Raw genomic sequence first — 24,979 nt, forward strand, 5'->3', positions numbered from 1 at the left:
CTCCTTGAATATGTTTTTCCATGACCACGCAAGGCCTGATTCCGAGTCTGTTCAGCCCCGGCACTATTGAGTAAGGAAGCCCAATGAGCACTGCCAGCACGCCACTCTCCGGCGTCAATCAACCCCTCAAAGGTATCGGTTTCATTCTGCTGGCTACCTTTCTGTTTGCCAGCCACGACACACTCTCCAAGTACCTCTCCGGTTTCTACCCGATCATTTTGGTGGTGTGGGCGCGCTACCTGGTACACACGCTGCTGATGGCCTGCATCTTCATGCCGTCGTCCGGATTACGCGTACTGCGCACCAAGCGGCCTGGTTTGCAGGCGTTGCGTGCGTTGGCGCTGCTGGGGACGAGCCTGTTGTTTACCAGCAGCCTGATGTTCATCCCCCAGGCCGAAGCCACGGCGGTGAACTTTCTTGCGCCGCTGCTGGTGACTGCGTTGTCGGTGCCACTGCTGCATGAACGCGTGACGCGGGGCCAGTGGATTGCGGTCATCGTCGGCTTCATGGGGGTGATGATCATCATTCATCCGGGGGGCGAGCTGTTCACGCCAGCGATTCTTTTACCGTTGTCGTCGGCGTTTTGCTTTGCGCTCTATCAATTGCTGACCCGGTTGGTGAGCCCTTTCGACAGCCCGACGACCAGCAACTTCTTTGCCGGGCTGTTCAATACCTTGTTGATGAGCGCGCTGGTGCCCTTTTTCTGGGAGGTGCCTGAGCTGTGGCATCTGCCGTTTTTGCTGGCGCTGGGGGCATGCGGCATGGCGGCGCACTTGCTGTTGACTCAGGCCTTCCGTTTCGCCGCGCCGGCGATGCTGGCGCCGTTCAGCTATTGCCAGATCGTATTTGCCGGGCTGCTGGGGTTCATCGTCTTCGACCACATGCCATCGCCTGAAGCCCAGGCGGGTATCGCCATCATCTGTTTGAGTGGGCTGGCTGCTGCGTGGCAGCAGCGGCGTAAAGGCGGGTAGCGATCGCAGTCTGCTGACGCGGTATCAGCAGAAAGTAAGGGGCTTAGAAGCGTACCGTGGGAGCGGACGTGTCCGCGAAGGCAGCACTTGAGCCACTGCCTCTTCGTCGGATGTTCCGGCCTTTTCGCGGACACGTCCGCTCCCTCATTCCATTCCCCCTATTTTTGTCCCGCTCACTCACGTGAACGGACCTTTCTCATGTGCAGCACCCCATCATTCGCTCAGGTTGGGCACCTTGCGCGGGGCCATGAAGTACATCCAGATCAGTGCGATGAAGTACATCGCCGGGATCATGGTGAACAACACGTTGTAGTTGTTGTGGGTAGCGGTCAGCACTGCACCGACGATCTGGGTCATGAACATGCCGCCGATGGCGGCGCACATGCCGCCGAAGCCGAACACAGTGCTCATCATGTGCTTGGGCGTGTAGTCCATCACCAGACTCCAGATGTTGGCGGTCCAGGCCTGATGCGCACCGACGGCCAGCGAGATCGCCAGTACCGCCACCCATAAGCCGCTGGCGTTGGCGGCAAAGACCACGCTGCAGATGGTGATGGCGAAGATCAGCATCGACACCAGACGCGCTGTAGTGGCGCGTACACCCCGGCCAATCAGCCATGAAGACAGAATGCCTCCGCCGATGCTGCCGAAGTCTGCGGTCAGCCAGATCAGGATCAGCGGGATACCCATCTGGGTCACGCTGATGCCCAGGTTGTATTGCTGATTGAGAAATGGCGGCAGCCAGTAGAGGTAGAACCAGAAGACAGGCGCGGTGATCGCATAGGCCAGCGCAAACGCCCAGGTGCCGCGCATTTTCAGAATGGCCGAGAACGGCATTTTGACCGGCTCAGGCTCGACTTCCTGGTTGATGTAATCCAGCTCGCTCTTGCTGACGGTAGGGTGTTCTTCCGGGTTGTAGTACTTCAGGCGCCACAAAATGACCCAGAGCAGGCCGAGCGAACCCATTGCCACGAATGCGGCTTGCCAGCCCCATACCGTGAGAATCAATGGCAGCAAGGCGGGCGTCAACATCGCACCGACGTTGGTTCCGGCATTGAAAATGCCGGTCGCCACGGCCCGTTCGCCAGCCGGGAACCAGAGGCGCGTGGTTTTTACGCAGGCCGGGTAGTTGGCCGCTTCGGTCAGGCCCAGAATGAACCGGCAGACCATGAAGCCGACCGCTGAAGTGGCCAGGCCGTGCGCACCGGTGGCCAGGCTCCACAGCAACACGGCGAGGAAGAATGCGCGCTTGACGCCGACCCTGTCGATGAACCGGCCTTGCAGCACGAAGCCCACCGCGTAGCCAACCTGAAACCAGAAATTGATGTTGGCGTAATCCATCGCCGTCCAGCTCATCTCCTTGGCAAGAATCGGCTGCATGACCCCCAGGGCTGCGCGGTCTATGTAGTTCAGCGTGGTGGCGAAGAACACCAGAGCGAGCATGCCCCAGCGAGTCTTGCCCACGGCGAGTGCGCCGCGAATCTTTTCGCCCATGCCCGCATGGGCGGCCTGGGCGACAGGGTTGGTCTGGGTATTGAGCATGATGTTCTAACCATCCGTTCCAAGACTGCGCGGCAGGCGACAGTCGGACTGAGAAGTCCACTCGATTCAGGCGTTATGCATGTGCAGTCAAGCCGCTGATAGGCGAAAGCCGTTATCGCAGGGTTTCGCGATACGTTTTCAGGGCCGACAATTTACAGGCTGTCGCTGACGAGTGCGCTGGATTGTTTCAGGAAACGAAGTGTCGGCTCGGTTTATTAGCCGAAGAGATTCTTCGAACCAGCCATTCTGAAAGCCGGAGGTGCGAGCTGGAGAGTGGGACGAGAAGGGTGCACATGAGCAATGTTCCTGTTGTTTGAATTGTTATGGTTGCTGCTGATGAAACGCCGATCGAACCGCTTGACGGCGATGCAAGGTGAGGCAGATGTTGGGCACTGCATCACCCAGCGTCAATCGAGTAATACGGCTTTTGTTCGATAATCGAACGTAAAACTAACCAGTTCGTACACTTTTTATTGCCGTCGTATTTTGACAGGCAAATACTTGGCTCGCACCACTGAATAAGGCCGAGAAAGGCCGTGAATGCGGTGCTGTCCAGTCACGATCCGTCAGGGGTTGTGTTCATTCAGGAGCTAAAAGCATGCAGCGTTCAATTGCCACCGTTTCCTTGAGCGGTACTCTGCCCGAAAAGCTCGAAGCCATCGCCGCAGCCGGCTTTGATGGCGTCGAGATTTTCGAAAACGATCTTCTGTACTACGACGGCAGCCCACGTAACGTTCGGCAGATGTGTGCCGACCTGGGCATCGCCATCACTCTTTTCCAGCCGTTCCGCGACTTCGAAGGCTGCCGCCGTGATCGCTTGCAGCGCAACGTTGACCGTGCCGAACGCAAATTCGACCTGATGCAGGAACTCGGTACTGACCTGGTATTGGTTTGCAGCAATGCGTCCGCCGATTCGGTGGGTGACGAGAACATCCTGCTCGATGACTTGAGCCTGTTGGCCGAGCACGCCGGCGCACGCGGTCTGCGCGTCGGCTATGAGGCCCTTGCGTGGGGGCGTCATGTGAACACCTGGCAGCAGGTCTGGAACCTGGTGCGTCAGGTGGATCATCCGGCGCTCGGTGTCTTGCTCGACAGCTTCCACACCTTGTCGCTCAAGGGGGATCCGAGCGCGATTGCGCAGATTCCGGGCGACAAGATTTTCTTTGTGCAAATGGCCGATGCACCGATTCTGGCGATGGACGTGCTGGAGTGGAGCCGCCACTTCCGCTGCTTCCCGGGTCAGGGCGAGTTCGATCTGGCGGGTTTTCTAGCGCCGATCCTGCGCACGGGATACACCGGTCCACTGTCGCTGGAAGTTTTCAACGACGGTTTTCGCGCCGCGCCGACACGCGCCAATGCCGCCGACGGTTTGCGATCGCTGCTGTACCTGGAAGAAAAGACCCGCCGGTTGCTGGCCAGCGAAGCTGATGCGAACGTTCCGGACATCTTGTTCAGCCCGCCACCGGCCAGTACGTACAACGGTGTCGAGTTTCTTGAGTTTGCTGTCGATGAAAGCCATGGCGCGCGCTTGTCCGGATGGCTACAGCGACTGGGCTTTGCCAAGCTGGGCCAGCACCGCTCCAAAGCGGTCAGTCTGTTGGGGCAGGGCGATATCAGGATTGTGCTCAACGCCGAGCCCTATTCCTTCGCCCACAGCTTCTTCGAGTCCCACGGACCGTCGCTGTGTGCGACCGCCCTGCGAGTCGATGACGGCCATCAGGCGCTGGAACGTGCGCGAGCGTTCAAAGGGCAACCCTATCGCGGGCTGGTCGGCCCCAATGAACGCGAGATTCCATCGGTACGTGCGCCCGACGGCAGTCTGATCTATCTGGTCGACAATGCTGCCCCAGGCGACTCGATCTACGACAGTGACTTCGTCATCGACCCTGAGGCGGCCAGTAAAGGCGGCCTGCAACGCATCGACCACATGGCGATGGCGCTGCCGGCCGACAGCCTGGACAGCTGGGTGCTGTTCTACAAGAGCATTCTGGATTTTGAAGCCGACGATGAGGTCGTGCTGCCGGACCCTTACGGGCTGGTCAAGAGCCGCGCATTGCGCAGCCGTTGCAGCACCGTGCGCCTGCCGCTGAACATCTCGGAAAACCGCAATACGGCGATCTCACACGCGTTGTCGAGCTATCGCGGCTCGGGTGTGCATCACATTGCATTCTCGTGTGAAGACATTTTTGCCGAGGTCAGTCGCGCCAAGGAGGCGGGCGTGCCGCTGCTGGACATTCCACTTAATTATTACGACGATTTGGCGGCGCGCTTCGATTTCGACGACGAGTTCCTCAGCGAACTGGCGTACTACAACGTGTTGTATGACCGCGATGCGCAAGGCGGCGAGCTGTTTCACGTCTACACCGACGCGTTCGACGGGCGCTTTTTCTTCGAGATTCTGCAGCGCAAGAACGGCTATGTCGGGTATGGCGCGGCCAATGTTGCAGTGCGTCTGGCCGCAATGGCCAAGGCGCGCAGCGTCGCGGTGCGGCAGGCGCGGCTGTAAGCCTTTGCCTGATCTGGCAGGTCGCTGCGAGCACTCAAGGTGCCACGCAGCTTCCCTGCCTTGGCGGTCGGCGGCATACTCCGCGTACTACCCGTGGTCATGAGCCAACAATGAAAACAACTGACGACTCCGTTGCCCTCGAATCTGTCCCGTCGCTGCTCAAGGGCCGCAAGAACAACCCTGAAAAGACCCGCGAAGACATTCTGCAGGCCGCGGTGGCCGAGTTCGTTGCCCACGGACTGTCGGGCGCACGCGTCGACGCCATTGCCGAGCGCACCAAGACCTCCAAGCGGATGATCTATTACTACTTCGGCAGCAAGGAGCAGTTGTACGTCGAGGTGCTGGAAAAACTCTATGGCGCGATCCGCAACACTGAAAGCGAGCTGAATCTGGGTGAACTGGAGCCAGTTGAGGCGATTCATCGGGTCGTTGAGTTCACCTTCGACCACCACGACAACAACGTCGATTTCGTGCGCATCGTGTGCATCGAAAACATTCACAACGGCGAAAACGTCAAGCAGTCCGACACCATTCAGGCCAAAAGCCAGAACATCATCCGGGCGCTGGAAGGCATCTTGCGTCGGGGCGAAGAAAGCGGAGCATTTCGCACAGGCGTACATCCCATCGACCTGCACCTGATGATCAGCTCGTTCTGTTTCTATCGCATCTCAAACCGCCACACCTTCAGCGAGATCTTCCAGATCGAGTTATGGAGCGAGGAGGTCAAACAGCGTCACAAAGCGATGATCTGCGACGCTGTGCTGCGCTACCTGAAAGCCTGACGACTAAAGGCTGTGAAAGTGCTGCATCATGCGTTCGGCATCCGCTGACCGGCCGCTGAACAGCTCGAAAGCTTTCACGGCTTGAAACACCGCCATCGTGGTGCCATCCAGGGTGCGGCATCCCAGCGAGCGGGCATGTTTCAACAGCTCGGTCTCCAATGGAAAATAAATGATTTCCGCGACCCACTGTGCTGCGCGCAGCAACTCCACCGGTAATGGCGTGCCAGGCAGTTTGGCCATGCCGACCGGTGTGGTGTTGACCACGCCATCGGCTTCGGCCATTGCAGCAGACAGATTCACACCGACCTGTGCGCGGCCAGCGCCGAAATGGGCGTTGAGGTTTTCCACCAGGCCTTGGCCGCGTTGCAGATCCACCTCAAATACGCTCAGACGCCCCACGCCTGCGCTCAACAGCGCGTAGGCCACCGCTGCTCCGGCGCCGCCTGCACCCATTTGCACGACGTGCTGGCGGGGCGCCTTGTCCAGGCCTCGCTTGAAGCCTTCGGCAAAGCCAAGGCAGTCGGTGTTGTGGCCGGTGCTTTTACCGTCTTTGAACACCACGGTATTGACCGCGCCAATACCGCGAGCCTCTTCGGACAGCTCGTCCAGCAGCGGGATCACCGCCTGCTTGCAGGGAAACGTGATGTTCAGGCCGGTGAAGCCACAGTCGCGGGCACCTTCAAGAAGCCGGGGGAGGGCGCTGATGTCCAGCTTGAGCGCATCAAGGTCGATCAGGCGATATAGGTAGCGCATACCCTGTGCGTCGCCTTCGTGCTCATGCAGTGCCGGGGTGCGGGAGGCCTGAATGCCTGAGCCGATCAGGCCGGCGAGGACGGAGGGATGTTCTGCTTGACTCATGACGGTCGATCTCTTGTTTTTGTCGTGCCACCCGGTTGCGGGTAGGTTTCGAAAAAATGTACCAGATGGTTAATAGTGACGCAGTGTTCGAACGATTGCCATGCGTTGATTCTGTGCGGTGATCGCCCCGATCAGGGATAATGCCCGGCCAGCCGCTCCCGGCCATTTCAAGAGATGACGAGTTCACGCATGTCCGAGTCCGTTTTCCGCGCCGCCCATCAACAAGCCAGCACGCTGTACTTGCCCGCAGGCCCCTGGACGACCGTGCTGGACTGCCTGTGCGCGAAGTTCTCCGCCATCAGCCGCGAAGAGTGGCTGGACCGTATCGCGCGCGGTCGGGTGCTGAACGCTGACGGCCAAGCCATTACGGCTGATCTGGCGTACCGCGAAGGTTTGAAGATCCATTATTTTCGTGAAGTGCCCAACGAGACACCAATTCCGGTCGTGGAAACGATTCTGTATGCCGACGAACACCTGGTGGTCGCCGACAAGCCGCATTTTCTGCCGGTCACGCCCGCAGGCGAGTACGTCGAGCACACCTTGCTGCGCCGCTTGATCCATCGTCTCGACAACCCGGATCTGGTGCCGCTGCACCGCATTGATCGCCACACCGCCGGGCTGGTGCTGTTTTCGGCCAACAGGCAGACCCGTTCGGCATACCAGACGTTGTTTCCCACGCGGCGTATCGACAAGGTTTACGAGGCCATTGCGCCCGCGTTGCCGTCGTTGGTGTTTCCGCGGTTGCATGAGAGTCGGCTGGTCGATGGCGAGCCGTTCTTTCGCATGCAGGAAGCTTCAGGCCCTACCAACACCCAGACCCGCATCGAAGTGCTAGAACGTAATGACTCGCTCTGGCGATACGGGCTGTACCCGGTCACCGGCAAGAAGCATCAGTTGCGCGTCCACATGGCGGCGCTGGGCGCTGCGATCTGCAACGATCCTTTCTATCCGCACGTGATCAGCGACGCGGTAGACGACTATCGGCAGCCGCTCAAGCTGCTGGCCAAGGCACTGCGATTCGACGATCCGCTCAGCGGTGATCCGCGTGAGTTTCACACCCAGCTGCAGCTCGACTGGTAACGGGGAAAAAACGGCAGGCAAAAAAAACCCGCACTCGGCGGGTTTTTTCACATCAGTCACGTCTCGCGCGGATCACAGATCCTTAACGGTACGTACCTGATCCTTGTTGATGCGAGTCTGCTTGCCATCAAGCTGCTTGAACTCGTAGAAGCCGGAGTCTTCATCGTACTTCGGAGTGTCGACAGCCTGGATTTCACGACCATCATTCAGAGTGATCACAGTGGGCGATGCGCAGCCAGCCAGTGTGGCGATGCCCAGTGCAAGCAGAAAGGCAGCGGGAAGGGTCCGTTGTTTCATTACTGTGTCTCCAGATGGATTCTTGATTAACTGACCGTAAGACGTATACACCCGCTGCAAGTTCAATGAACAGTCAATTGCGTCGGGTGTCATCTATCCCGGCCAGTAGACAGGGTGTGTTCAGGTTGGCCAGCCTTGGGTCACCGGCATTCAGTTGCAATGCCACTGGCTTCAAGGGTTCCAGTGCCCGCCTTGGGCTGCGTTCGCCCTTCTGCCATGCGGCTTCCAGCGTCGCAGCGTGAGCGGTGGGGATGATACATAAAAGTGGCTGCCAATGTTCGCCTTCACGCACCATGACCGGGTTATCCGGGTGTTTGTCTGCCATTTCTCGCAAGGCATGCAGCAGCGATTTATCGATCAATGGCGCATCGCAGGGCATTACCAGCAGCGCGGGGTGGCGAGCCAGCGGCAGGGCGGCGCGAATCCCGGCCAGGGGGCCATTGAAGTCAGTGTCACTGTCCTGAACCAGTCGATCGGCGAAGACGGCGTACTGCTCAAGGTTGCGATTGCAGGAGATGATCAGGTCGTCGGTCAGTGGGCGTGCCAGGCGATGCAAGTGCTGGATCATCGGCTCGCCGCGCCATTCGACCAGTCCCTTGTCGCGTCCGCCCATGCGCTGTCCACGTCCCCCCGCAAGCAGCAGGATCGAACAGGGTGGCAGTGTGTCAGGGGTATTCATCATCGACTCGGCGGGCGGCGAAAAGGAGTGCTGTGATATAACACCGGCCTGTTCCCTTAACAACCGGATCGAGGCCATGAAAGCCAAGGCTGACACACCCTTTGTACCCCTGAATATCGCTGTGCTGACTGTCAGCGACACCCGCACCCACGAAACCGATACGTCTGGCCAGATGTTCGTCGATCGCCTGACCGACGCCGGTCATGGTCTGATCGAACGCGTCCTGCTCAAGGACGACCTTTACAAGATTCGCGCTCAGGTCGCGACCTGGATCGCCGATGAGCAGGTTCAAGTGGTACTGATCACCGGCGGCACCGGCTTTACCGGCCGCGACAGCACACCCGAAGCCGTGGCGTGCCTGCTGGACAAGCAGGTCGATGGGTTTGGCGAGCTATTCCGGCAGATTTCGGTGCCGGACATCGGCACCTCGACCATCCAGTCTCGCGCGTTGGCCGGCCTGTCCAATGGCACGCTTGTCTGCTGCCTGCCCGGCTCCACCAATGCCGTGCGTACCGCTTGGGACGGGATTCTGGCCCAGCAACTGGATTCGCGTTTCCGGCCCTGTAATTTTGTGCCGCACCTCAAGCAGGCCGAGCCCTGCGCGACCCGTGGTTGATCGGCGATGAGTGCTGAACCCAAGGCCTTGTTGCCTGTTGAAGACGCCATCGCACGGTTGCTGGCGATGGCCGAAGCCGCGCCCATCCAAAACCGTGAACGCGTGGCACTGGCGGATGCCGAGGGGCGTGTGCTGGCGACGGACATGGTGTCCTCGCTGGACCTGCCGCCCTGGCCCAACAGCGCAATGGACGGTTATGCCATGCGCGCAGAGGACGGGCAGGGTAAGCCGCTGCCGGTCAGCCAACGCATCTTTGCCGGGCAAGCGCCCGAGCCGCTGGCGGTGGGAACCTGCGCCCGCATCTTTACCGGTGCGCCGGTTCCCGAGGGTGCCGATTGCGTGGAGATGCAGGAAAACGCCGAGGTGCTGGACGATCAGCGTGTGCGTTTCACAGAGTCGTTGAAGGTGGGGCAGAACATTCGGCCCCAAGGTCAGGAAACGCGGATTGGCGACACCGTACTGGCGGCCGGAACCCGACTGGGGCCTATCGAGCTGGGACTGGCCGCCTCATTGGGCTTTGCCGAGCTTGAGGTGATCCGCCGTGTGCGGGTTGCAGTGCTTTCTACGGGTGACGAATTGATCGAGCCGGGCCAGCCGCTTGGACCGGGACAGATCTATAACAGCAATCGCGTGCTGTTGTGCAGTTGGTTGAGACGCCTGCAATGCGACGTGATTGACGCAGGGATCCTGCCGGACGACCTTGCTCAGACGCGCGCTGCACTGACGAGCCTGCACGGGGTCGATCTGATTCTGTCCACTGGCGGCGTGTCGGTGGGCGAGGCAGATTTTCTGGGTCACGCACTGCGCGAAGAGGGTGAGCTGACGCTCTGGAAACTGGCGATCAAGCCAGGCAAGCCGTTGACGTTCGGGCATTTTCGCGGCGTGCCGGTGATCGGTCTGCCGGGTAATCCGGCGTCGACCCTGGTGACCTTTGCGTTGCTGGCACGTGCCTATCTGCTGCGCCGCCAAGGCGTGCTCGACGTCACGCCCTTGAAGTTTCCTGTGCCTGCGGGCTTCGCCTGGACCCGCCCAGGCAACCGTCGCGAATACTTGCGCGGACGTTTGGAGCAGGGCAGGGCCGTTCCCTATCGCAATCAGAGTTCCGGCGTGTTGCGCAGCGCCGCCTGGGCCGATGGCCTGATCGAGGTGCGTGAGGGGGCCACGGTTGCAGAAGGCGACTGGGTCAACTTCATTCCTTTGAGCGAGGTCATGGGCTGACGTCGTGGTTGGCAGCCTTGGCATGAGCTACCCTCAACAACGCTGACAAGTAGGGCAACCTGTTTTCGCCCCGGAGTATTGTTATGGCGTCACTGAGAGTGGCTTGTGTCATCCCGACCTACAACGGACGTAGCGACCTGGAGCGCCTGCTGGACTCTCTGGCCACGCAGACGGCCGCGTTCGACACCTTGATCGTCGACTCCAGCTCATTGGACGGCACACTCGAACTGGCGCGTTCGCGTTGCGCGAATGTATTGCGCATCGACAGCAAGGATTTCAACCACGGCGGCACTCGGCAGATGATGGTCGACCTGCACCCCGCGTATGACGTTTACGTCTACATGACTCAGGACGCGTACGTCGAAGATGTGGACGCCATTGCCAATATTCTTCAGCCTTTCGCCGACCCCAAGGTCGGTGCGGTGTGCGGGCGTCAATTGCCGCACAAGAATGCCAATCTGTTGGCCCAGCACGCCAGGCTGTTCAATTACCCGCCAACTTCGCAGATCAAGACCCTGGCGGACGCGCCCGTACTCGGCATCAAGACGCCTTTCATGTCCAACTCCTTTGCGGCGTATCGCGGCGAAGCGTTACTGGCCATCGGCGGGTTCCCCCGGCATGTGATTCTGTCCGAAGACATGTACGTCACGGCGAAGATGCTGATCGCTGGCTGGAAAGTGGCCTACGAAGGCTCTGCGGTCTGCCGGCATTCGCACAATTACAGCCTGCGTGAGGAGTTTCGGCGCTATTTCGATATCGGCGTGTTCCAGTCCCGCGAGTCGTGGATCTACGAGACCTTCGGCGGCGTTGCGGGCGAGGGCATGCGCTATGTGAAGTCCGAACTCCAATTTCTGGGGCCCAGGCGTTTACTGTGGTGGCCGATGTCCTTCTTGCGCAATGGGCTCAAACTGCTGGCCTACAAATTGAGCAAGCAGGAAAAACGCCTGCCCCGAGGCTTGAAAAAAAAGCTTGGGATGTACAAGCGTTATTGGGACAGCCCGTATGCGTAAGCCTGCGGTAGCGTCACGCTCCCCGTTCATCGGTATACAGATCTTGCAGCAGCCAATGGACTGGGGAGGCGGCTTGCCGGCGATGCGCTTTGCGAAGCGACCTATCGGTGACTGAGCTGATGCTATCGCCGGCAAGCCGCCTCCCGCGGTTATGCATTCAGTCAGACTCTTTCGTGTTGGCACCGTTTTGCACGTCTTGTGGGCATGCCGACCCCCTCACGTATACATCTGCATTCGTGCGTCCCATGCACTTATACGCTGTGCAAATGTAAATTTTCCTGAGCGGCGTCGTTTTTTAAAATGACCGGGCTTCCTTTCTTTCGGATCTCGCTGCTCATGTCTTCCTTCGTCGCCATCGACTCTGCCGTCCCGGCTGCCCAGCCTGTCAGACCTGCCCCGGCAGTGTTCGACCTGCGCATCATCATTGGCCTTTTGGGGGTGCTGTTGGCCGTGCTAGTCGCCGGCATCAACGAAGGCGTCACGCGCACCGCGATGGCCGACATCCGAGGGGCGATGTTCATCGGAGCTGACGAAGCCACCTGGTTGGTGGCCGCCTATTCGGCGACCTCGGTAGCAGCAATGGCGTTCGCGCCCTGGTTCGCGGTCAGCCTGTCGCTACGGCGTTTCACCTTGGGCGCTATTACGGCCTTCATCGTACTGGGCCTGTTATGCCCGTTCGCGCCGAATTACCCCAGCCTATTGGCGTTGCGCACCCTACAAGGTCTCGCCGCAGGCTGCCTGCCGCCCATGTTGATGACCGTTGCATTGCGTTTTCTGCCGCCTCACATAAAGCTCTACGGTCTGGCCGGTTACGCGCTGACCGCAACGTTCGGCCCGAGCCTGGGAATGCCACTGGCGGCCTTGTGGACCGAGTATTTCAATTGGCAGTGGACGTTCTGGCAGGTCATTCCTGCGTGTCTGTTGGCGATGGTCGCCATCGGCCACGGTATTCCTCAGGATCCGTTGCGGCTGGAACGCTTCAAGACATTCAACTGGCGTGGCGTGGCGTTGGGGCTGCCCGCCATTGCAGCGTTGGTGATCGGCATCCTGCAAGGCAATCGGCTGGACTGGTTCGAGTCCACCCTGATCTGCTGGCTGCTGGGGGGCGGGCTGGTGCTGCTGGTGGCGTTCATGGTCAATGAATGGCTGAACCCAGTACCGTTTTTCAAGTTGCAGTTGCTGGCGAGCCGAAACCTCTCTCACGCGCTGCTCACGCTGGGCGGCGTCTTGATCGTGCTGACGGCGGTGGCTTCGATTCCATCCTCCTATCTGGCCCAGGTTCAGGGTTATCGGCCGTTACAGACAGCGCCGCTGATGCTGATCGTTGCCTTGCCCCAGCTGTTTGCGCTGCCTCTGGTCGCGGCGCTGTGCAACGTGCGCTGGATCGATTGTCGCTGGGTGCTGGCGATCGGGCTTGGTTTATTGGCGCTGTATTGCGCGCTGGCGACGCAGATGACGTCTGAGTGGATTCGCGACAACTTTTACAGCCTGCAGCTGCTGCAAATCATCGCCCAGCCGATGGCGGTGTTGCCGTTACTGATGCAGGCGACTGGCGGGATCGCGCCGCCTGATGGGCCGTTCGCGTCTTCCTGGTTTAACACCGTACGTGGGCTGTCGGCGGTCATCGCCACCGGCGTGCTGGAAGCCCTGACAACCTCGCGTCAGCATTTTCATTCCAACGTGCTGGTCGATCGTCTGGGCAACTCGCCCTGGCTGGCCGCCGACGACTCGGTCGCTTCCCTGACGCATCGGTTGCACGAACAGGCGGTGGTCCTGACCAGTGCCGATTTGTATGTCTGCATGGGCTGGCTGGCCGCCGGATTGATCCTCCTGATTCCCCTGATGCCGACGCGGGTCTATCCGCCTCGTGCGCCGAACTGATTTCTGTCGAGACCCTTTTCATGAGCATGACTTCAAAACAGACCCTGGCTTTGTGCGGCGCGGCCATCGTGGTCGCCGGCCTGAGCCTCTACACATTGACCGGTGAAAGCACCTATCAGGCCACTAACGATGCGTTCATTATTGCGGACTATTCGGTGGTGGCGCCCAAAGTGTCCGGTTTCATCAGTCAAGTGCTGGTGGAAGACAACCAGCCGGTCAAGGCAGGCCAGTTACTGGCTGTGATTGACGATCGCGACGCGCAGACGGAGTTGGCGTCGGCCGAAGCGGGTGTGCTGAGCGCTGCTGCAGAACTTGAGCAGGTCACCGCACTGTTGGAGCGCCAGACAGCAGTGATCGATCAGGCCAGGGCTGCGTTGACGGCCAGCGGCGCCGCAGTGCGGTTTGCCGAGCAGGAACGCGCCCGTTACGAGCACCTGGCAGGTGCGGGTGCAGGCACCGTGCAGAACGCGCAACAGGCACGCAACCGGATCGACACCGCCAATGCCCATCACGCCAGCGCCAGTGCTTCGCTGGTGGCCGAGCGTAAGCAGGTCGACATCCTGACCGCTCGCCAGCACAGCGCCAAAGCCGGCCTCAAACACGCACAGGCTGCTCGCGATCAAGCGCAGTTGCAGTTGTCGTACACGCGCATCGTTGCGCCCATCGACGGCATGGTTGGCGAGCGGGCAGTGCGCGTCGGTAACTACGTCAACCCGGGCAGCAAGCTGTTGTCGGTGGTGCCACTCGCCGACGCCTACGTAGTGGGCAATTTCCAGGAAACCCAGTTGACCCATGTGAGCGTGGGGCAGGCGGTCGAGGTGCGAGTCGACACCTATCCGGATGAAGTGCTCAAGGCCCACGTGCATAGCATCGCCCCGGCTACCGGGGTGACCTTCGCCGCAGTGCGGCCCGATAATGCTACGGGCAATTTCACCAAGGTCGTGCAGCGCATTCCCGTGAAAATCGTCCTCGATCCCGGACAACCACTGACCGCTCGGTTGCGGGTGGGCATGTCGGTGGACGCCCGTATCGACACGCAATCTTCGTCTGCTGACCCGCTGGCAGGTGCCTTGTGAACCGCGTTCTTGCGGCCAGCAGTCTGGCAGTGTTGGCAAGCTTGTCGGGTTGCCAGGTCGGACACGATTTTCAGCGGCCGCCAGCCAGCGAGGTGCAATGGCTACCAGTTCAGGGAGAGCAAGCCGCGAGCCGAATTAATACCACCCCTTATGGTGCGCGATGGTGGGAGATCTTCCGTGACGCCCAATTGTCATCATTGATTGACCGGGCTGCGACCTCCAACCTCGATCTGAAAATGGCGGAGGCGCGGTTGGCGCAGAGCCGTGCAGCGCGTCAGGTCGTGGCCGGTGAGCAGACGCCCGGTGTGGATGGCAAGCTGGGTTACCAGCGCAAGCGCAACAGCGCCGAAGGGCTGAATGATCCGTCTGGCAACGAGGGCAGGGCGGCTTTCAATCAGTGGGATGGCGGCATCAATGCCAGTTGGGAAGTCGATTTGTGGGGACGGGTCAAGCGCGAAGTCGAGGCCGCCGACGCCAACGTGGATGTCGCGGAAAACGACCGACGCGCAGCCCTGCTGTCGCTTCAGGCCGAAGTCGCCAGAGACTATCTGCAACTGCGTGGGACCCAGGCCGTGCTCGCCGTGACGCGACAGAATCTGCAGTTGTCACGCAACAGCCTTGAGTTGTCACAGATCAGGCAGGGCAGCGGGGTTGCCACCAACCTGGACGTGGCCGAGGCTGCAGCGCAGGTGTCGGCGGTCGAGTCCCGCCTGCCGGTGCTTGAGCAGCGGCAGACGCAGTTGATTAACGCACTGGGCCTGTTGCTGGCGCAGTCGCCGAGAGCGCTGCAAGGTGAGCTGGAAAAACCGATGGAGATGATCGCCGTTCCCGCCACAGTGCCAGTGGGCCTGCCTTCGGAGCTGGCGCAACGCCGCCCGGACATTCGCCGCGCCGAAGCGCGCCTGCATGCGGCCACCGCGAGCATTGGCGTGGCGCAGGGCGATTTCTATCCGCGTATCGTGCTGTCGGGTAACGTGGGTTTTCAAGCCTTGCAGTTGTCCGATCTCGGCAGTTGGGGGTCGCGCCAATTCGGTATCGGCCCGCAACTGAGCCTGCCGATCTTCGAAGGCGGTCGCTTGCGCGGCATGCTGCGTTTGCGCGAAGCCCAGGAGCAGGAAACAGCCTTGGCCTATCAACAGACCGTGTTGAGGGCCTGGCAGGAAATCGACGACAGCATGAGCCTCTACAACGCCAGTCAGTTGCAGCAACGCAAGCTGGATGACGCGGTGCGCCAGAATCGTATCGCGCTCGACACCGCCAGGCAGCAATACGCAGAAGGCGTGGTGGATTTTCTCAACGTCCTGACGGTGCAGCGCACCCTGCTGGACATCGAGCAGCAATGGGTCCAGAGCTCGACCACTCAGGCCCAGGCGCTGGTGGGGTTGTACAGCGCGCTGGGCGGTGGTTGGTAATGTCAGCTCCTGGCGGCTTCTTCTTCCTCCAGGCGATCCGCTTCGAACAGTTGAGCGAGTTCGGCCCGGGCCTCGCGAGCCGTTTGCAGAACCTTCGCTTCGTCGTCGTAGATCTCGTGCTGCGCGGCGAGTACCTGTTCGTCATGGCGCTTGAACCGGCTGATCCGCGCATCGGCCTGGGCCTCGCTCAGGCCTAGCCCCAGCAAGGTCTGACGGGACATCTCAAGGCTTGAATAAAACGTCTCGCGCACAGCCTGTGCCCCGGCATCCATCAGCTTGTGCACGTGCTGACGGTTACGAGCGCGCGCGATGATTTTCATGTGCGGGTAGAGCTTGCTGATCAACTCGGCGGTCTTGATGTTGATGTCCGGATCATCGGTGGCAATGATGAAAAATTCGGCGTCCTGGACCTTGGCCGCCCTGAGGATTTCAGGGCGCAAGGGGTCGCCGTAGAACACCGGCACGTTGCCGAAACTGCGTGAGAACTCGATGGACTCCACGGCGGTGTCCAGTGCCACGAACGGGATCTTCTGAGCGCGCAGAATCCGCGCCACGATCTGGCCCATCCGGCCCATGCCCGCAATCACTACCCGGGGTTTGTCGGTCTGGATGTCGCGGTATTCTTCCGGGACTTCCACCACTTTGGCCTTGGGTTTGATCCAGCGTGCCAAGGCAATGAACAACAAAGGCGTAATGGCCATCGACAGGGTGATGGTCAGCACCAGCATGTCGTAGAGGCCTGCTTCGAACAGCCCCTGAGCGCTACCGATCTTGAACACCACGAACGCGAACTCGCCACCTGCTGCCAGCACCAAACCCAGACGCAGTGCGCTGCGCTTGCTCAGGCCTCCCGCTGAGCGGCCAATGATGAACAGCAGGGGCAGCTTGATCCCCACCAGCAAGACCGTGAGGCCGAGTACCACCAACGGTGCGCTGAACAGCAGGCCGACATTGGCACCCATGCCGACGCTGATGAAAAACAGCCCCAGCAGCAGACCCTTGAACGGCTCGATCTGGGCTTCGAGTTCATGCCGGTACTCGGAGTCCGCCAGCAACAGACCGGCCAGAAAGGCTCCCAGCGCCATTGAGACGCCAACCAGTTCCATCAGCCACGCAGTACCGATGACGACCAGCAAGGCAGTGGCAGTCGAGACTTCCTGAATTTTGGTCTTGGCGACGATGCGAAACACCGGGCGCAACAGGTAGCGTCCGCCCACCACAACGATGGCGATGCTGCCCAGAACCTGCAGGCCGTGATTGATGCTTTCCTGGGTGCTGGTCGCATGGTCCGCGCCAGCCAGAAAGGGCACCAGCGCGATCAGCGGAATGGCCGCGATATCCTGGAACAGCAGAATGGCGAAAGCCATGCGCCCGTGAGGGCTGTTCAGTTCCTTGCGCTCTGCCAGGCTCTGCAGGCCGAACGCGGTCGACGACAGGGCCAGGCCAAGCCCCAGCACGATCGCCGTGTTCATGGACTGGCCGAACGCGAACAGGGCGACGGCGCCAATGACCAGGCCGGTCAGCAGCACCTGTGCCATGCCGACGCCAAACACCGCCTTGCGCATCACCCATAAACGTTTTGGCGACAGCTCGAGGCCGATAATGAACAGCAGTAATACCACCCCAAGTTCGGAGATGTGGCTGACACTCTCCGTATCGCCTATCAACCCCAGCACCGAGGGGCCGATCACGACACCTGCGACCAGGTAACCGATCACGGCGCCCAGTTTCAGGCGTTTGGCTAACGGTACGGCAATGACGGCGGCAAATAGAAACACCACTGCGGCCTGCAGCAGGCTGCCTTCATGGGGCATGTGAAACTCCTTGGCAATGACGGGAAACGATTTGAAACAGGTCGGCATTAAACCACGTGAGTTTTACACGGCAACGTTGAATCCGGCATGTCCATCATCAACCGCATTGATGATTGCAGCCAGGACGGCAGGCGAGGGGAGAGGGAAAGTGGGTGTAAAGTATCTCGCCATGCCATCTGGCGAGCATCGGCGTAAGATGTCGGCGCATTTGCGCAGCGCCAATGCCGTTCGTGACGTACTCAGGAAACCCGAAATGACCAACAAGCAGCGTTTGATTTACTCGATTCTGATCGCCTTGGGTGTTCTGGCAATCATGCTGGGCCTGTCGCATTTGCAGAACAGTGGTGTGATCACCGAGAAGACCTTCCAGTACATCGCCATCGGCGTTGCGGTGCTGGTCGTGATCCTCAACGGGATCATGCGCCGTAAGGTCAGGCGTTGAGTTGACGAACTGTCAGTTCATCCGCCCGATTCACCCAGCCACTCCATCGCGCGGGGATGCAGGCTATACGTCTTGTCCTCGTTGAGGTGGATGACACCCTCGTCGCACAAGCGCTTTAGCACCTCGCGTACGCTGAGGAAAGACAGCGGCACGTCCAGCCTGAGCAATTGACTGTGGACGCCTCGCACACCTAGCGACTGGCCGTTTTCGTTCGACACCAGCAGTGCGTCCAGCACCTTGAGCCTGACCAGGCTGGTGCGCAAGCCAAAACTCTTAAGCAGCAGTCGGATGTGGTCATTGCCTGGCCGTTCCACCTCTGCGGCGGGCGATTGCGCCTGCGCAGAAATGGCCGTCTGCCGGAGCATCGTACGGGTCGTTGTTCCTTGACGATTGAACATGCGCAAACTCCTTTTCAGGCTTTTTAAACAAATCTCATCTACTAAGACGAACGAGCAGACCAAAACCTCAGTTATGAATGAAAAAAAAGTAGCAGAGCGTTGCGCGTTGGGTTTGCGCAATCAGCGTTTACCCTTGCACAGAGGGACCTGGGGCGAGCAAAACAAGGCATGCGATGTGTTTCAGGATGTGGGGGTCAGGCTTGTTTGGCTGGGCCGTCAGCCTTTGGGTGAGTCAGGCAGACGCCTGTTAAGCACCGGATTGCCGTTCTGGTTCTGCGTAACCTTGACCGGCAATACTTTGGGCAGTGAAGCGAGCAGATTTGGAATGTCGCGGGTGTTGTAGGTCCCGCCAAGACGGATCTTTCCCGTCGCACTGTCGGCCAGCAGGATGGGGGTCTGAAGGTAACGGTTGATCATCGGCAGCGCCTGACTCAGGGGCAAGTCGTTGAAGATCAGCTTGCCGTTACGCCATGCCAGCGCGGTGTCATTGGGGTCGATAGGGCTGACGCCAGGGTGGTTGTCGCCTGCCTTGTAACGGGCTTGCATACCCGGGGCGAGTGCGGCGCTGTGACCTGGCTGTGAACGATCACTGCTGACCTGCACCGATCCTTCTACGAGCATGACCCGAACCTGGTCCTGATACGTCCACACGTTGAAGCGAGTGCCGGTCACCTTGATGCTCCCTTGGCCTGCATCCACCACGAACGGATGATTGACGTCGTGGCTAACCTCGAAAAAGGCTTCACCCTTTTTCAAGGTGACGCTGCGACGATCCTTGTAATCGGCGTAGACCAGCTCGGTGCTCAGGTCCATTTCCACGCGACTGCCGTCGTCCATCGTCACCAGCCGAGTGGCATCCGTGGTGGTGTAAGTCTGGTAGGCCGTGGGGATCAGGCCCTGATTCCAGCCCATGTACCCGGCAATCGGGATGGCCAGTGTCGCAACCGCAGCAGCCACTGCGAGAGGACGCCAGTGAACGCCTCGTTGCCTGCCAGGGGGCGGCTGGGTGTGCGACAGTGTGGGGATGATTACGGGCGATGGATTGACCGGCTGCACCTGTCCGGAAATGTCCCAGACTTCCTGCATGGCCTGGAATTCCACAGCATGCAACGGATGCGCCTTGAGCCAATGATCGAATTGTTTTTTCTCGGCAGGCGAGCAGTCGTCAGCGTGCAGACGCATGCACCAGTGCGCGGCGGCATCGGTGATCTGGTCGTATTGCGCTTCGCTGAGGCTGGGCTCGTTCATGGGGTCTCCGGTGCTGACCGTTGGCGCATTCTACCCTTGGATGACGCCAAGAAAGAACATGGGATGGTTACTATGTATCAACCAAAACTTAATTTTTCGTGAATGTAATCAGCTCTCATTGATGCATCGGTATAGGCAAGTGGCTCGTTCTCCCGCTGAGCGCTACGCTGTGTGGCCGCGATCAATGCATTTTCCGACCGTTATGACTCCGGAGTTCAGATGCCCACTTCTCACCCTGACGACTCGAACCGGACCCTGTCCTTCCAGCACTTGACTGGCCTGTTGCAGCGCGTGTTTCTGGCTCACGGCACCTCACTGGACGTGGCCACTGTTCTTGCCAAAAACTGCGCCAGCGCTCAACGCGACGGCTCCCACAGCCACGGCATCTTTCGGATACCGGGCTATCTGTCTTCGCTGGCCAGTGGGTGGGTCGATGGCAAGGCGGTGCCGGTGGTCGAAGATGTCGCAGCCGCTTTCGTGAGGGTCGATGCGGTCAACGGTTTCGCCCAGCCCGCGCTTGCCGCCGCACAGTCATTGTTGGTCGAAAAGGCACGCAGTGCAGGCATTGCCGTTTTAGCCATCCGTAACTCCCACCACTTTGCGGCCCTGTGGCCGGATGTCGAGCCATTCGCCGAGCAGGGGCTGGTTGCGCTGAGCATGGTCAACAGCATGACGTGTGTCGTACCGCACGGTGCGCAAAAACCCTTATTTGGCACCAACCCGATTGCCTTCGCAGCGCCCCGTGCAGGCTCTTCACCGTTAGTCCTGGACCTTGCAACCAGCGCAATCGCGCATGGCGACGTGCAGATCGCAGCTCGCGAGGGACGCATGCTGCCGGAGGGGATGGGCGTTGACTGTAACGGACAAGCAACCTGTGATCCCAACGCCATTCTTGCCGGAGGGGCGTTGCTGCCGTTCGGAGGCCACAAGGGATCGGCGCTGTCGATGATGGTCGAACTGTTGGCGGCGGGCCTGACCGGTGGGAATTTTTCGTTCGAGTTCGACTGGTCCAGGCACCCTGGCGCCCAGACGCCCTGGACTGGCCAACTGTTGATCGTCATTGATCCCGACAAAGGAGGTGGCCAGCCATTTGCTCAACGCAGCGAAGAACTGGTTCGACAGCTTCACGGCGTGGGCCAGCAGCGCATGCCGGGTGATCGCCGCTACGGTGAGCGAGCCAAATCGATGTCCTGGGGTATCGAGATCAGCCAAAACGACTTGGCTCGTTTGCAGGCCTTGGCCGGAGATTGCACTGAAGACGCTCATGACCATTCGTCGTAAGCGGGCTTGTATTAGGCTCTCGATCTAAATACTGTATGCATAACCAGTAAAGAGAAAGAGGTGTTTCATGTCCCTGAAGTCAGCGCATAGCCCTGTGGTTCATCAGATGCGCCCCCATGCATCGGTTAACGAGATGCAACGTGAAGATTTTCTAGCCCTGGCCGCTGCACTGCGCCAATTCAATGCGTATGAAGCCCCGGTTTCCATGATTGTCGCCGCTGCGCAAGCGGGCGCCGAGTGCCGTGAAATACGTACCGGCGACTAAAACCCGATATCTCAACATGTACTGTGGATGCAGCGTATCGTGATGGAGGTAATTTCGCCTCAGGTGCATCCAAATGAACGATTTCGGCGCGCGATTGAAAGAGGAGCGCCAGGCATTGGGGCTTTCGCAACACAGGTTTGCTGCCATTGGTGGTGTTGAGGCCAATGCGCAAGGCAAGTATGAAAATGGTAAGCGGGTGCCGCGTTCCACCTATCTGGTGGCGCTCGGTGAGATGGGCGTCGATGTGCTTTACGTGCTATCCGGGAAACGACTGCCGGTGTGCATCGAATCACTTTCGGCTGCCGAGAAGGACATCATTCTGCGCTTCCGATCCCTTAGTAATGTTGACCAGAGTGCGATCAGCCAATTGGCGTTGTCGTTGTGCAAACGTCTCGACTGATCGTCATCGCCACTGGGCCTGTTGCTTGTGAATATATGAAGCGTATATGCTTCGTATATTAACGGTGAGGTAAATCATGGGCCTGGTAAAAATTTCCGAACATATGCACGCCAATCTGCGTTCTGCCAGCGTTGCATTGAGTCGCTCCATCAATGCTCAGGCAGAGCACTGGATGCGCATTGGCATGCTGTCAGAGTTGCACCCAACGCTGGACTACAGCGAGATCTGCCAGATGCTGATTCGTCTCAAAGACGTAGACAGCACGGTTCTGGCTACTCAATCGTTCAAAGTGACCGAACTGTCGAAGGCGGCCTCATGAGCGGCGGGATCAGTATCAAGACCGAGCAGGACCTTGTTCATTTGCGTATAGCCGGCAGGCTTGCAGCCGATGTGCTTGCGATGATCACGCCTTACGTCAAGGCAGGCGTGAGCACTGAAGCGCTGGACGACATCTGCAACGAGTACATCGTCAAGGAACTCAAGGTGATTCCCGCCAACGTCGGGTATCACGGCTTTACCAAGACCACCTGCATTTCTCCAAATGCCGTGGTGTGTCATGGCATACCTTCGGCCAAGGACATCCTTAAAGACGGCGACATCGTGAATATCGACGTGGCAGTGATCAAGGATGGCTGGTATGGGGATACCAGCCGCATGTACCTGGTAGGCGAAGTCAGTCCGCTGGCACGGCGTCTGGTTGAAACCACTTACGAGGCGACCCGCGCGGGCATACACGCCGTGAAGCCCGGTGCAACGTTGGGTGACATCGGCTACGCGATCCAGAGCGTTGCACACCGTGAGGGTTTCAGTGTGGTGCGCGAATACTGCGGGCATGGCATTGGACGTAAATATCATGAAGAACCTCAGGTGCTGCACTATGGCACGCAGGGCAAAGGCCTGAAACTCAAGGAAGGCATGGTCTTTACCATCGAGCCGATGATCAACGCCGGAAAGGCGGGGACGAAAACATTGCCGGATGGCTGGACAGTGTTGACCAGCGACCTTTCGTTGTCTGCACAATGGGAGCACATGGTTGCGGTCACCGCGAACGGCTTTGAGCTGCTGACGCCTTGGCCTGAAGGTACAGGGGCTTACCCTGCGATCTGAGGCTTGAGTCTGTGCCACTCAAAAAAACGACCTCCTGAGAGGTCGTTTTTTTTGATCAGGGCCGTGTCATGTCCTGTCCTGCCGCACGGCGCCGTTTCCAATGCACTTCAGTTACGCCAAACCCTTGTGCTTGAAGGGTTGCCAGTCGAACCGGTCCGGCTACAACGTGATCGCTGACCGTGCCGACCCCCGCGTGCAACGTGGCGCAATGCAGCGCGTCGCTCTGGCAAAGCTGATGGGCCTGATGAACAAAGCAGCGCGTTTCGCCCTTGAATCGATAGTGAATTTCAAATTCCGTTTGATTCATCGTTACCTGCCTGCAAGGCGTATCAATGACGCCATCTTAAAATGAGTACGGTGGGGTACTTGCAGCATGAGGCTTTGGAGACTCAAGACCGCTACTTCATTTCGAGATCGATACTGGCTTCTACTGCGGGAATGGCCTTGATCGAACTGCTGTCTCTGAGAGGGGCCAAATGAGCATTGCACTGTTTCGAGCGAAGATGAACAGTCATCCGACAACAGGCATTAGGCCACATTTATTTGGATGAGAAAAGCTTGTATTTCCACTCAAATGGATAGGCCGTACTCAGGTGCAGGACTTCATATTCACAGGTCCTACGAACTCGTTACCGTGTCCCATGACGCAGGCGACTCGCTGATTGCGCTGCCGCTCCCAGGGTTGGGGCGGATAGGTCTTGTTCCAGGCTTGATAGAGCTGTTGATCTTGGCGGGACAGCCTGAGGTTGTAGCGCTTGCTCATGTAGAAATAAGTGCGTGCGATCATCCCGCGTATCGACGGGCGTGGCATGACCTTCCTGGCTTTGAAATCCACCTGCGTCAGGCACGAGCCGTATTGGCGTTTCTGCTCGGGGATCCAGCCAAAACTGAAGTTGTTGCGATCGCCGTTGACCTCGCCGATGCTGGGCACAAGATTGTGCAGATCCGCCTCCGCACGTTTGTAGACCGCATCGTTTTTCGTGCAGTTTTTGCGTCCGCCGTTCTGCCAGCATTGGCGCAGATGGCCGATTTGCCAAGCCGGTACGATGTGTTCCCACTCGATACGTTTCGCACGTGCTGCGTTCTTGCGTGGCACGTAGCCGCAACCTGCCAGATCAACCTTGTTGCCGGTGTATTTGCACCCACAGTAGAACTCGGTCGATTGTGGCGCATATAAACCCCACGCAACCTTCTTTGCTTCGCTGAAAGTGCGTGGAGCTTCTGCGAGGGCCGTCAACGAGAAACAGGCGAGAAGGGTCAGGCAAGGCACTGCTGAGAATCTGAACATCATGCCGTCAGTCTTCCTTGGGCACGGTCCAGAACAACTGCACACCACCGTCATCGCGCCAGGCGAGGGTGACGTTATCGTTCTCTGCGATCTCTTCAAGAAGCTGCGCCCAATCGTCTTCCGACTCGTCTTGCAGACGAAAGAGCAGAGCAGCCCTGGCTTTCTGCGCGGTTTGCGAGTTGATGATCTTCTGTATCCGAATGCCCATGCGTTGATAGGAATCGGGCGTGGAGGTCGCTGAGGAGGAATTTGCCACGTAAAAGGTCCCTGAATAGGCTGTACGTGCGTACAGTATTTCAGTGCATGATCTTTCGCAACACCCGTGTAGGATAATGTTTCCGGTGCTTGCAGATGCCTGTATCGTTTTGCCGACGCTTTCGTCATGGCCCTCAGGAGTAAACATGAATATCAAATCAGGTGTGTTGCCTGCCGTTGTCGTCGTTTCTCTCATGCTGACAGGATGCTCCACGCCCTCGGTCGTCACGCTTCAGGATGGAACGCAATACATCACCAAGGATGCGCCGAAGACCAAGAGCCGTGACGGCTTCTATGAGTTCGAAGATATTTCGGGCAAGACCATCAGAATCAAGGCCGGTGAAGTGGCCACGGTCAAACCGCAGGACTGAGACAGCGCTGCCCCATGCAAGCCTTGGGGCAGACTTCATTTGGGCGATTGACAAAGCGCCTGACATTTTTCATAGTTCGCCTCTCGCAAACGTTTGCGCATCTATCCCACGGATGGATTCTGCACCGTTCGCCCGAACAATAATCACAAGATCGGAGATGAACCCATGAAGCTGCCATTCGC

General features: G+C 59.1%; 27 protein-coding genes. 17 read left to right on the plus strand and 10 right to left on the minus strand.

Annotation, left to right across the window (positions count from 1 at the left end):
• The first annotated feature begins 83 nt into the window (after positions 1 to 83).
• Positions 84 to 971 (plus strand): DMT family transporter, encoded by an 888-nt coding sequence (locus ALP40_RS04320; protein WP_122207042.1) that lies wholly within the window; start codon positions 84 to 86, stop codon positions 969 to 971.
• 213 nt (positions 972 to 1,184) lie between these two features.
• Here ALP40_RS04320 and ALP40_RS04325 read toward each other — a convergent pair whose 3' ends face one another.
• Positions 1,185 to 2,513 carry an MFS transporter gene (locus ALP40_RS04325; RefSeq protein ID WP_122207043.1) on the minus strand — a complete coding sequence of 443 codons (1,329 nt, stop codon included), beginning with the start codon at positions 2,511 to 2,513 and terminating at the stop codon, positions 1,185 to 1,187.
• Between the two features lie 598 nt (positions 2,514 to 3,111).
• Here ALP40_RS04325 and quiC point away from each other — a divergent pair.
• A complete protein-coding gene (gene quiC / locus ALP40_RS04330) occupies positions 3,112 to 5,019 on the plus strand; it encodes a 3-dehydroshikimate dehydratase QuiC (RefSeq protein WP_122207044.1) in 1,908 nt (635 codons plus the stop codon).
• 110 nt (positions 5,020 to 5,129) lie between these two features.
• The gene (locus ALP40_RS04335) at positions 5,130 to 5,801 is read left to right on the plus strand and encodes a TetR/AcrR family transcriptional regulator (RefSeq protein ID WP_122207045.1); all 672 of its coding nucleotides are present in this window, start codon (positions 5,130 to 5,132) and stop codon (positions 5,799 to 5,801) included.
• A gap of 3 nt (positions 5,802 to 5,804) precedes the next feature.
• Here the strand turns inward: ALP40_RS04335 and ALP40_RS04340 are convergent, their stop codons facing one another.
• Entirely contained in the window at positions 5,805 to 6,659 is an 855-nt protein-coding gene (locus tag ALP40_RS04340) for a shikimate dehydrogenase (RefSeq protein WP_122207046.1), read from the minus strand.
• A 189-nt stretch (positions 6,660 to 6,848) separates the two neighbouring features.
• Between ALP40_RS04340 and ALP40_RS04345 the strand changes: the two genes are divergently transcribed.
• The gene (locus ALP40_RS04345; protein ID WP_122207047.1) at positions 6,849 to 7,739 is read left to right on the plus strand and encodes a pseudouridine synthase; all 891 of its coding nucleotides are present in this window, start codon (positions 6,849 to 6,851) and stop codon (positions 7,737 to 7,739) included.
• 72 nt (positions 7,740 to 7,811) lie between these two features.
• On the opposite strand, the gene ALP40_RS04350 is transcribed toward ALP40_RS04345, so the two are convergent.
• Both ALP40_RS04350 and mobA read right to left on the minus strand, forming a co-directional pair.
• A complete protein-coding gene (locus ALP40_RS04350; RefSeq protein WP_122207048.1) occupies positions 7,812 to 8,036 on the minus strand; it encodes a YgdI/YgdR family lipoprotein in 225 nt (74 codons plus the stop codon).
• A 73-nt stretch (positions 8,037 to 8,109) separates the two neighbouring features.
• Entirely contained in the window at positions 8,110 to 8,715 is a 606-nt protein-coding gene (gene mobA / locus ALP40_RS04355) for a molybdenum cofactor guanylyltransferase MobA (protein WP_122207049.1), read from the minus strand.
• A gap of 76 nt (positions 8,716 to 8,791) precedes the next feature.
• Here mobA and moaB point away from each other — a divergent pair, with 76 nt between their 5' ends.
• The 6 genes from moaB to ALP40_RS04385 all read left to right on the plus strand — a co-directional run bounded on the left by moaB (position 8,792) and on the right by ALP40_RS04385 (position 15,928).
• Entirely contained in the window at positions 8,792 to 9,331 is a 540-nt protein-coding gene (moaB, locus tag ALP40_RS04360; protein WP_122207050.1) for a molybdenum cofactor biosynthesis protein B, read from the plus strand.
• Between the two features lie 6 nt (positions 9,332 to 9,337).
• Positions 9,338 to 10,549 (plus strand): gephyrin-like molybdotransferase Glp, encoded by a 1,212-nt coding sequence (glp, locus tag ALP40_RS04365; RefSeq protein WP_122207051.1) that lies wholly within the window; start codon positions 9,338 to 9,340, stop codon positions 10,547 to 10,549.
• An 83-nt stretch (positions 10,550 to 10,632) separates the two neighbouring features.
• A complete protein-coding gene (locus tag ALP40_RS04370) occupies positions 10,633 to 11,559 on the plus strand; it encodes a glycosyltransferase family 2 protein (protein ID WP_122207052.1) in 927 nt (308 codons plus the stop codon).
• Positions 11,560 to 11,895: 336 nt separating this feature from the next.
• Positions 11,896 to 13,440, plus strand: coding sequence for an MFS transporter (locus tag ALP40_RS04375; protein WP_122207432.1), 1,545 nt, complete (start codon positions 11,896 to 11,898; stop codon positions 13,438 to 13,440).
• A 20-nt stretch (positions 13,441 to 13,460) separates the two neighbouring features.
• Positions 13,461 to 14,516 (plus strand): HlyD family secretion protein, encoded by a 1,056-nt coding sequence (locus ALP40_RS04380; RefSeq protein ID WP_122207053.1) that lies wholly within the window; start codon positions 13,461 to 13,463, stop codon positions 14,514 to 14,516.
• Positions 14,513 to 15,928, plus strand: a complete 1,416-nt coding sequence (locus ALP40_RS04385) for an efflux transporter outer membrane subunit (protein WP_122207054.1) — start codon at positions 14,513 to 14,515, stop codon at positions 15,926 to 15,928. The genes ALP40_RS04380 and ALP40_RS04385 overlap by 4 nt, the downstream gene beginning before the upstream one ends.
• Before the next feature lie 2 nt (positions 15,929 to 15,930).
• On the opposite strand, the gene ALP40_RS04390 is transcribed toward ALP40_RS04385, so the two are convergent.
• The gene (locus ALP40_RS04390) at positions 15,931 to 17,742 is read right to left on the minus strand and encodes a monovalent cation:proton antiporter-2 (CPA2) family protein (protein WP_122207055.1); all 1,812 of its coding nucleotides are present in this window, start codon (positions 17,740 to 17,742) and stop codon (positions 15,931 to 15,933) included.
• Positions 17,743 to 17,995: 253 nt separating this feature from the next.
• Between ALP40_RS04390 and ALP40_RS04395 the strand changes: the two genes are divergently transcribed.
• Positions 17,996 to 18,184, plus strand: a complete 189-nt coding sequence (locus ALP40_RS04395) for a hypothetical protein (protein WP_122207056.1) — start codon at positions 17,996 to 17,998, stop codon at positions 18,182 to 18,184.
• A gap of 17 nt (positions 18,185 to 18,201) precedes the next feature.
• Here the strand turns inward: ALP40_RS04395 and ALP40_RS04400 are convergent, their stop codons facing one another.
• Both ALP40_RS04400 and ALP40_RS04405 read right to left on the minus strand, forming a co-directional pair.
• Positions 18,202 to 18,582, minus strand: coding sequence for a Fe2+/Zn2+ uptake regulation protein (locus ALP40_RS04400; RefSeq protein WP_122207057.1), 381 nt, complete (start codon positions 18,580 to 18,582; stop codon positions 18,202 to 18,204).
• Positions 18,583 to 18,798: 216 nt separating this feature from the next.
• Complete coding sequence (locus ALP40_RS04405) at positions 18,799 to 19,830, minus strand: FecR family protein (protein WP_122207058.1); 1,032 nt, start codon at positions 19,828 to 19,830, stop codon at positions 18,799 to 18,801.
• A 219-nt stretch (positions 19,831 to 20,049) separates the two neighbouring features.
• On the opposite strand from ALP40_RS04405, the gene ALP40_RS04410 reads away from it, so the two are divergent.
• From ALP40_RS04410 to map, 5 genes are all read left to right on the plus strand, one after another.
• Positions 20,050 to 21,111: an Ldh family oxidoreductase gene (locus ALP40_RS04410; protein WP_122207059.1), complete on the plus strand. Its 1,062-nt coding sequence runs from the start codon at positions 20,050 to 20,052 to the stop codon at positions 21,109 to 21,111.
• 67 nt (positions 21,112 to 21,178) lie between these two features.
• Positions 21,179 to 21,376 carry a hypothetical protein gene (locus ALP40_RS04415; RefSeq protein WP_122207060.1) on the plus strand — a complete coding sequence of 66 codons (198 nt, stop codon included), beginning with the start codon at positions 21,179 to 21,181 and terminating at the stop codon, positions 21,374 to 21,376.
• Between the two features lie 73 nt (positions 21,377 to 21,449).
• On the plus strand, positions 21,450 to 21,776 hold the full coding sequence (locus ALP40_RS04420; RefSeq protein ID WP_122207061.1) for a helix-turn-helix domain-containing protein: 327 nt from the start codon (positions 21,450 to 21,452) through the stop codon (positions 21,774 to 21,776).
• Positions 21,777 to 21,852: 76 nt separating this feature from the next.
• Positions 21,853 to 22,095: a ParD-like family protein gene (locus ALP40_RS04425; RefSeq protein WP_122207062.1), complete on the plus strand. Its 243-nt coding sequence runs from the start codon at positions 21,853 to 21,855 to the stop codon at positions 22,093 to 22,095.
• Entirely contained in the window at positions 22,092 to 22,883 is a 792-nt protein-coding gene (gene map, locus ALP40_RS04430; RefSeq protein ID WP_122207063.1) for a type I methionyl aminopeptidase, read from the plus strand. The genes ALP40_RS04425 and map overlap by 4 nt, the downstream gene beginning before the upstream one ends.
• 55 nt (positions 22,884 to 22,938) lie before the next feature.
• Here map and ALP40_RS25705 read toward each other — a convergent pair whose 3' ends face one another.
• From ALP40_RS25705 to ALP40_RS04445, 3 genes are all read right to left on the minus strand, one after another.
• Positions 22,939 to 23,190 (minus strand): DUF6555 family protein, encoded by a 252-nt coding sequence (locus ALP40_RS25705; protein ID WP_122207064.1) that lies wholly within the window; start codon positions 23,188 to 23,190, stop codon positions 22,939 to 22,941.
• Between the two features lie 282 nt (positions 23,191 to 23,472).
• Positions 23,473 to 24,174 carry an endonuclease gene (locus tag ALP40_RS04440; protein WP_122207065.1) on the minus strand — a complete coding sequence of 234 codons (702 nt, stop codon included), beginning with the start codon at positions 24,172 to 24,174 and terminating at the stop codon, positions 23,473 to 23,475.
• A 4-nt stretch (positions 24,175 to 24,178) separates the two neighbouring features.
• A complete protein-coding gene (locus ALP40_RS04445) occupies positions 24,179 to 24,379 on the minus strand; it encodes a DUF1654 domain-containing protein (protein WP_219853657.1) in 201 nt (66 codons plus the stop codon).
• A 193-nt stretch (positions 24,380 to 24,572) separates the two neighbouring features.
• On the opposite strand from ALP40_RS04445, the gene ALP40_RS04450 reads away from it, so the two are divergent.
• Complete coding sequence (locus ALP40_RS04450) at positions 24,573 to 24,797, plus strand: YgdI/YgdR family lipoprotein (RefSeq protein WP_122207067.1); 225 nt, start codon at positions 24,573 to 24,575, stop codon at positions 24,795 to 24,797.
• The last annotated feature ends 182 nt before the right edge of the window (positions 24,798 to 24,979 follow it).

Source organism: Pseudomonas viridiflava (genome assembly GCF_003702045.1).
Taxonomy (GTDB): Bacteria; Pseudomonadota; Gammaproteobacteria; order Pseudomonadales; family Pseudomonadaceae; genus Aquipseudomonas; species Aquipseudomonas viridiflava_C.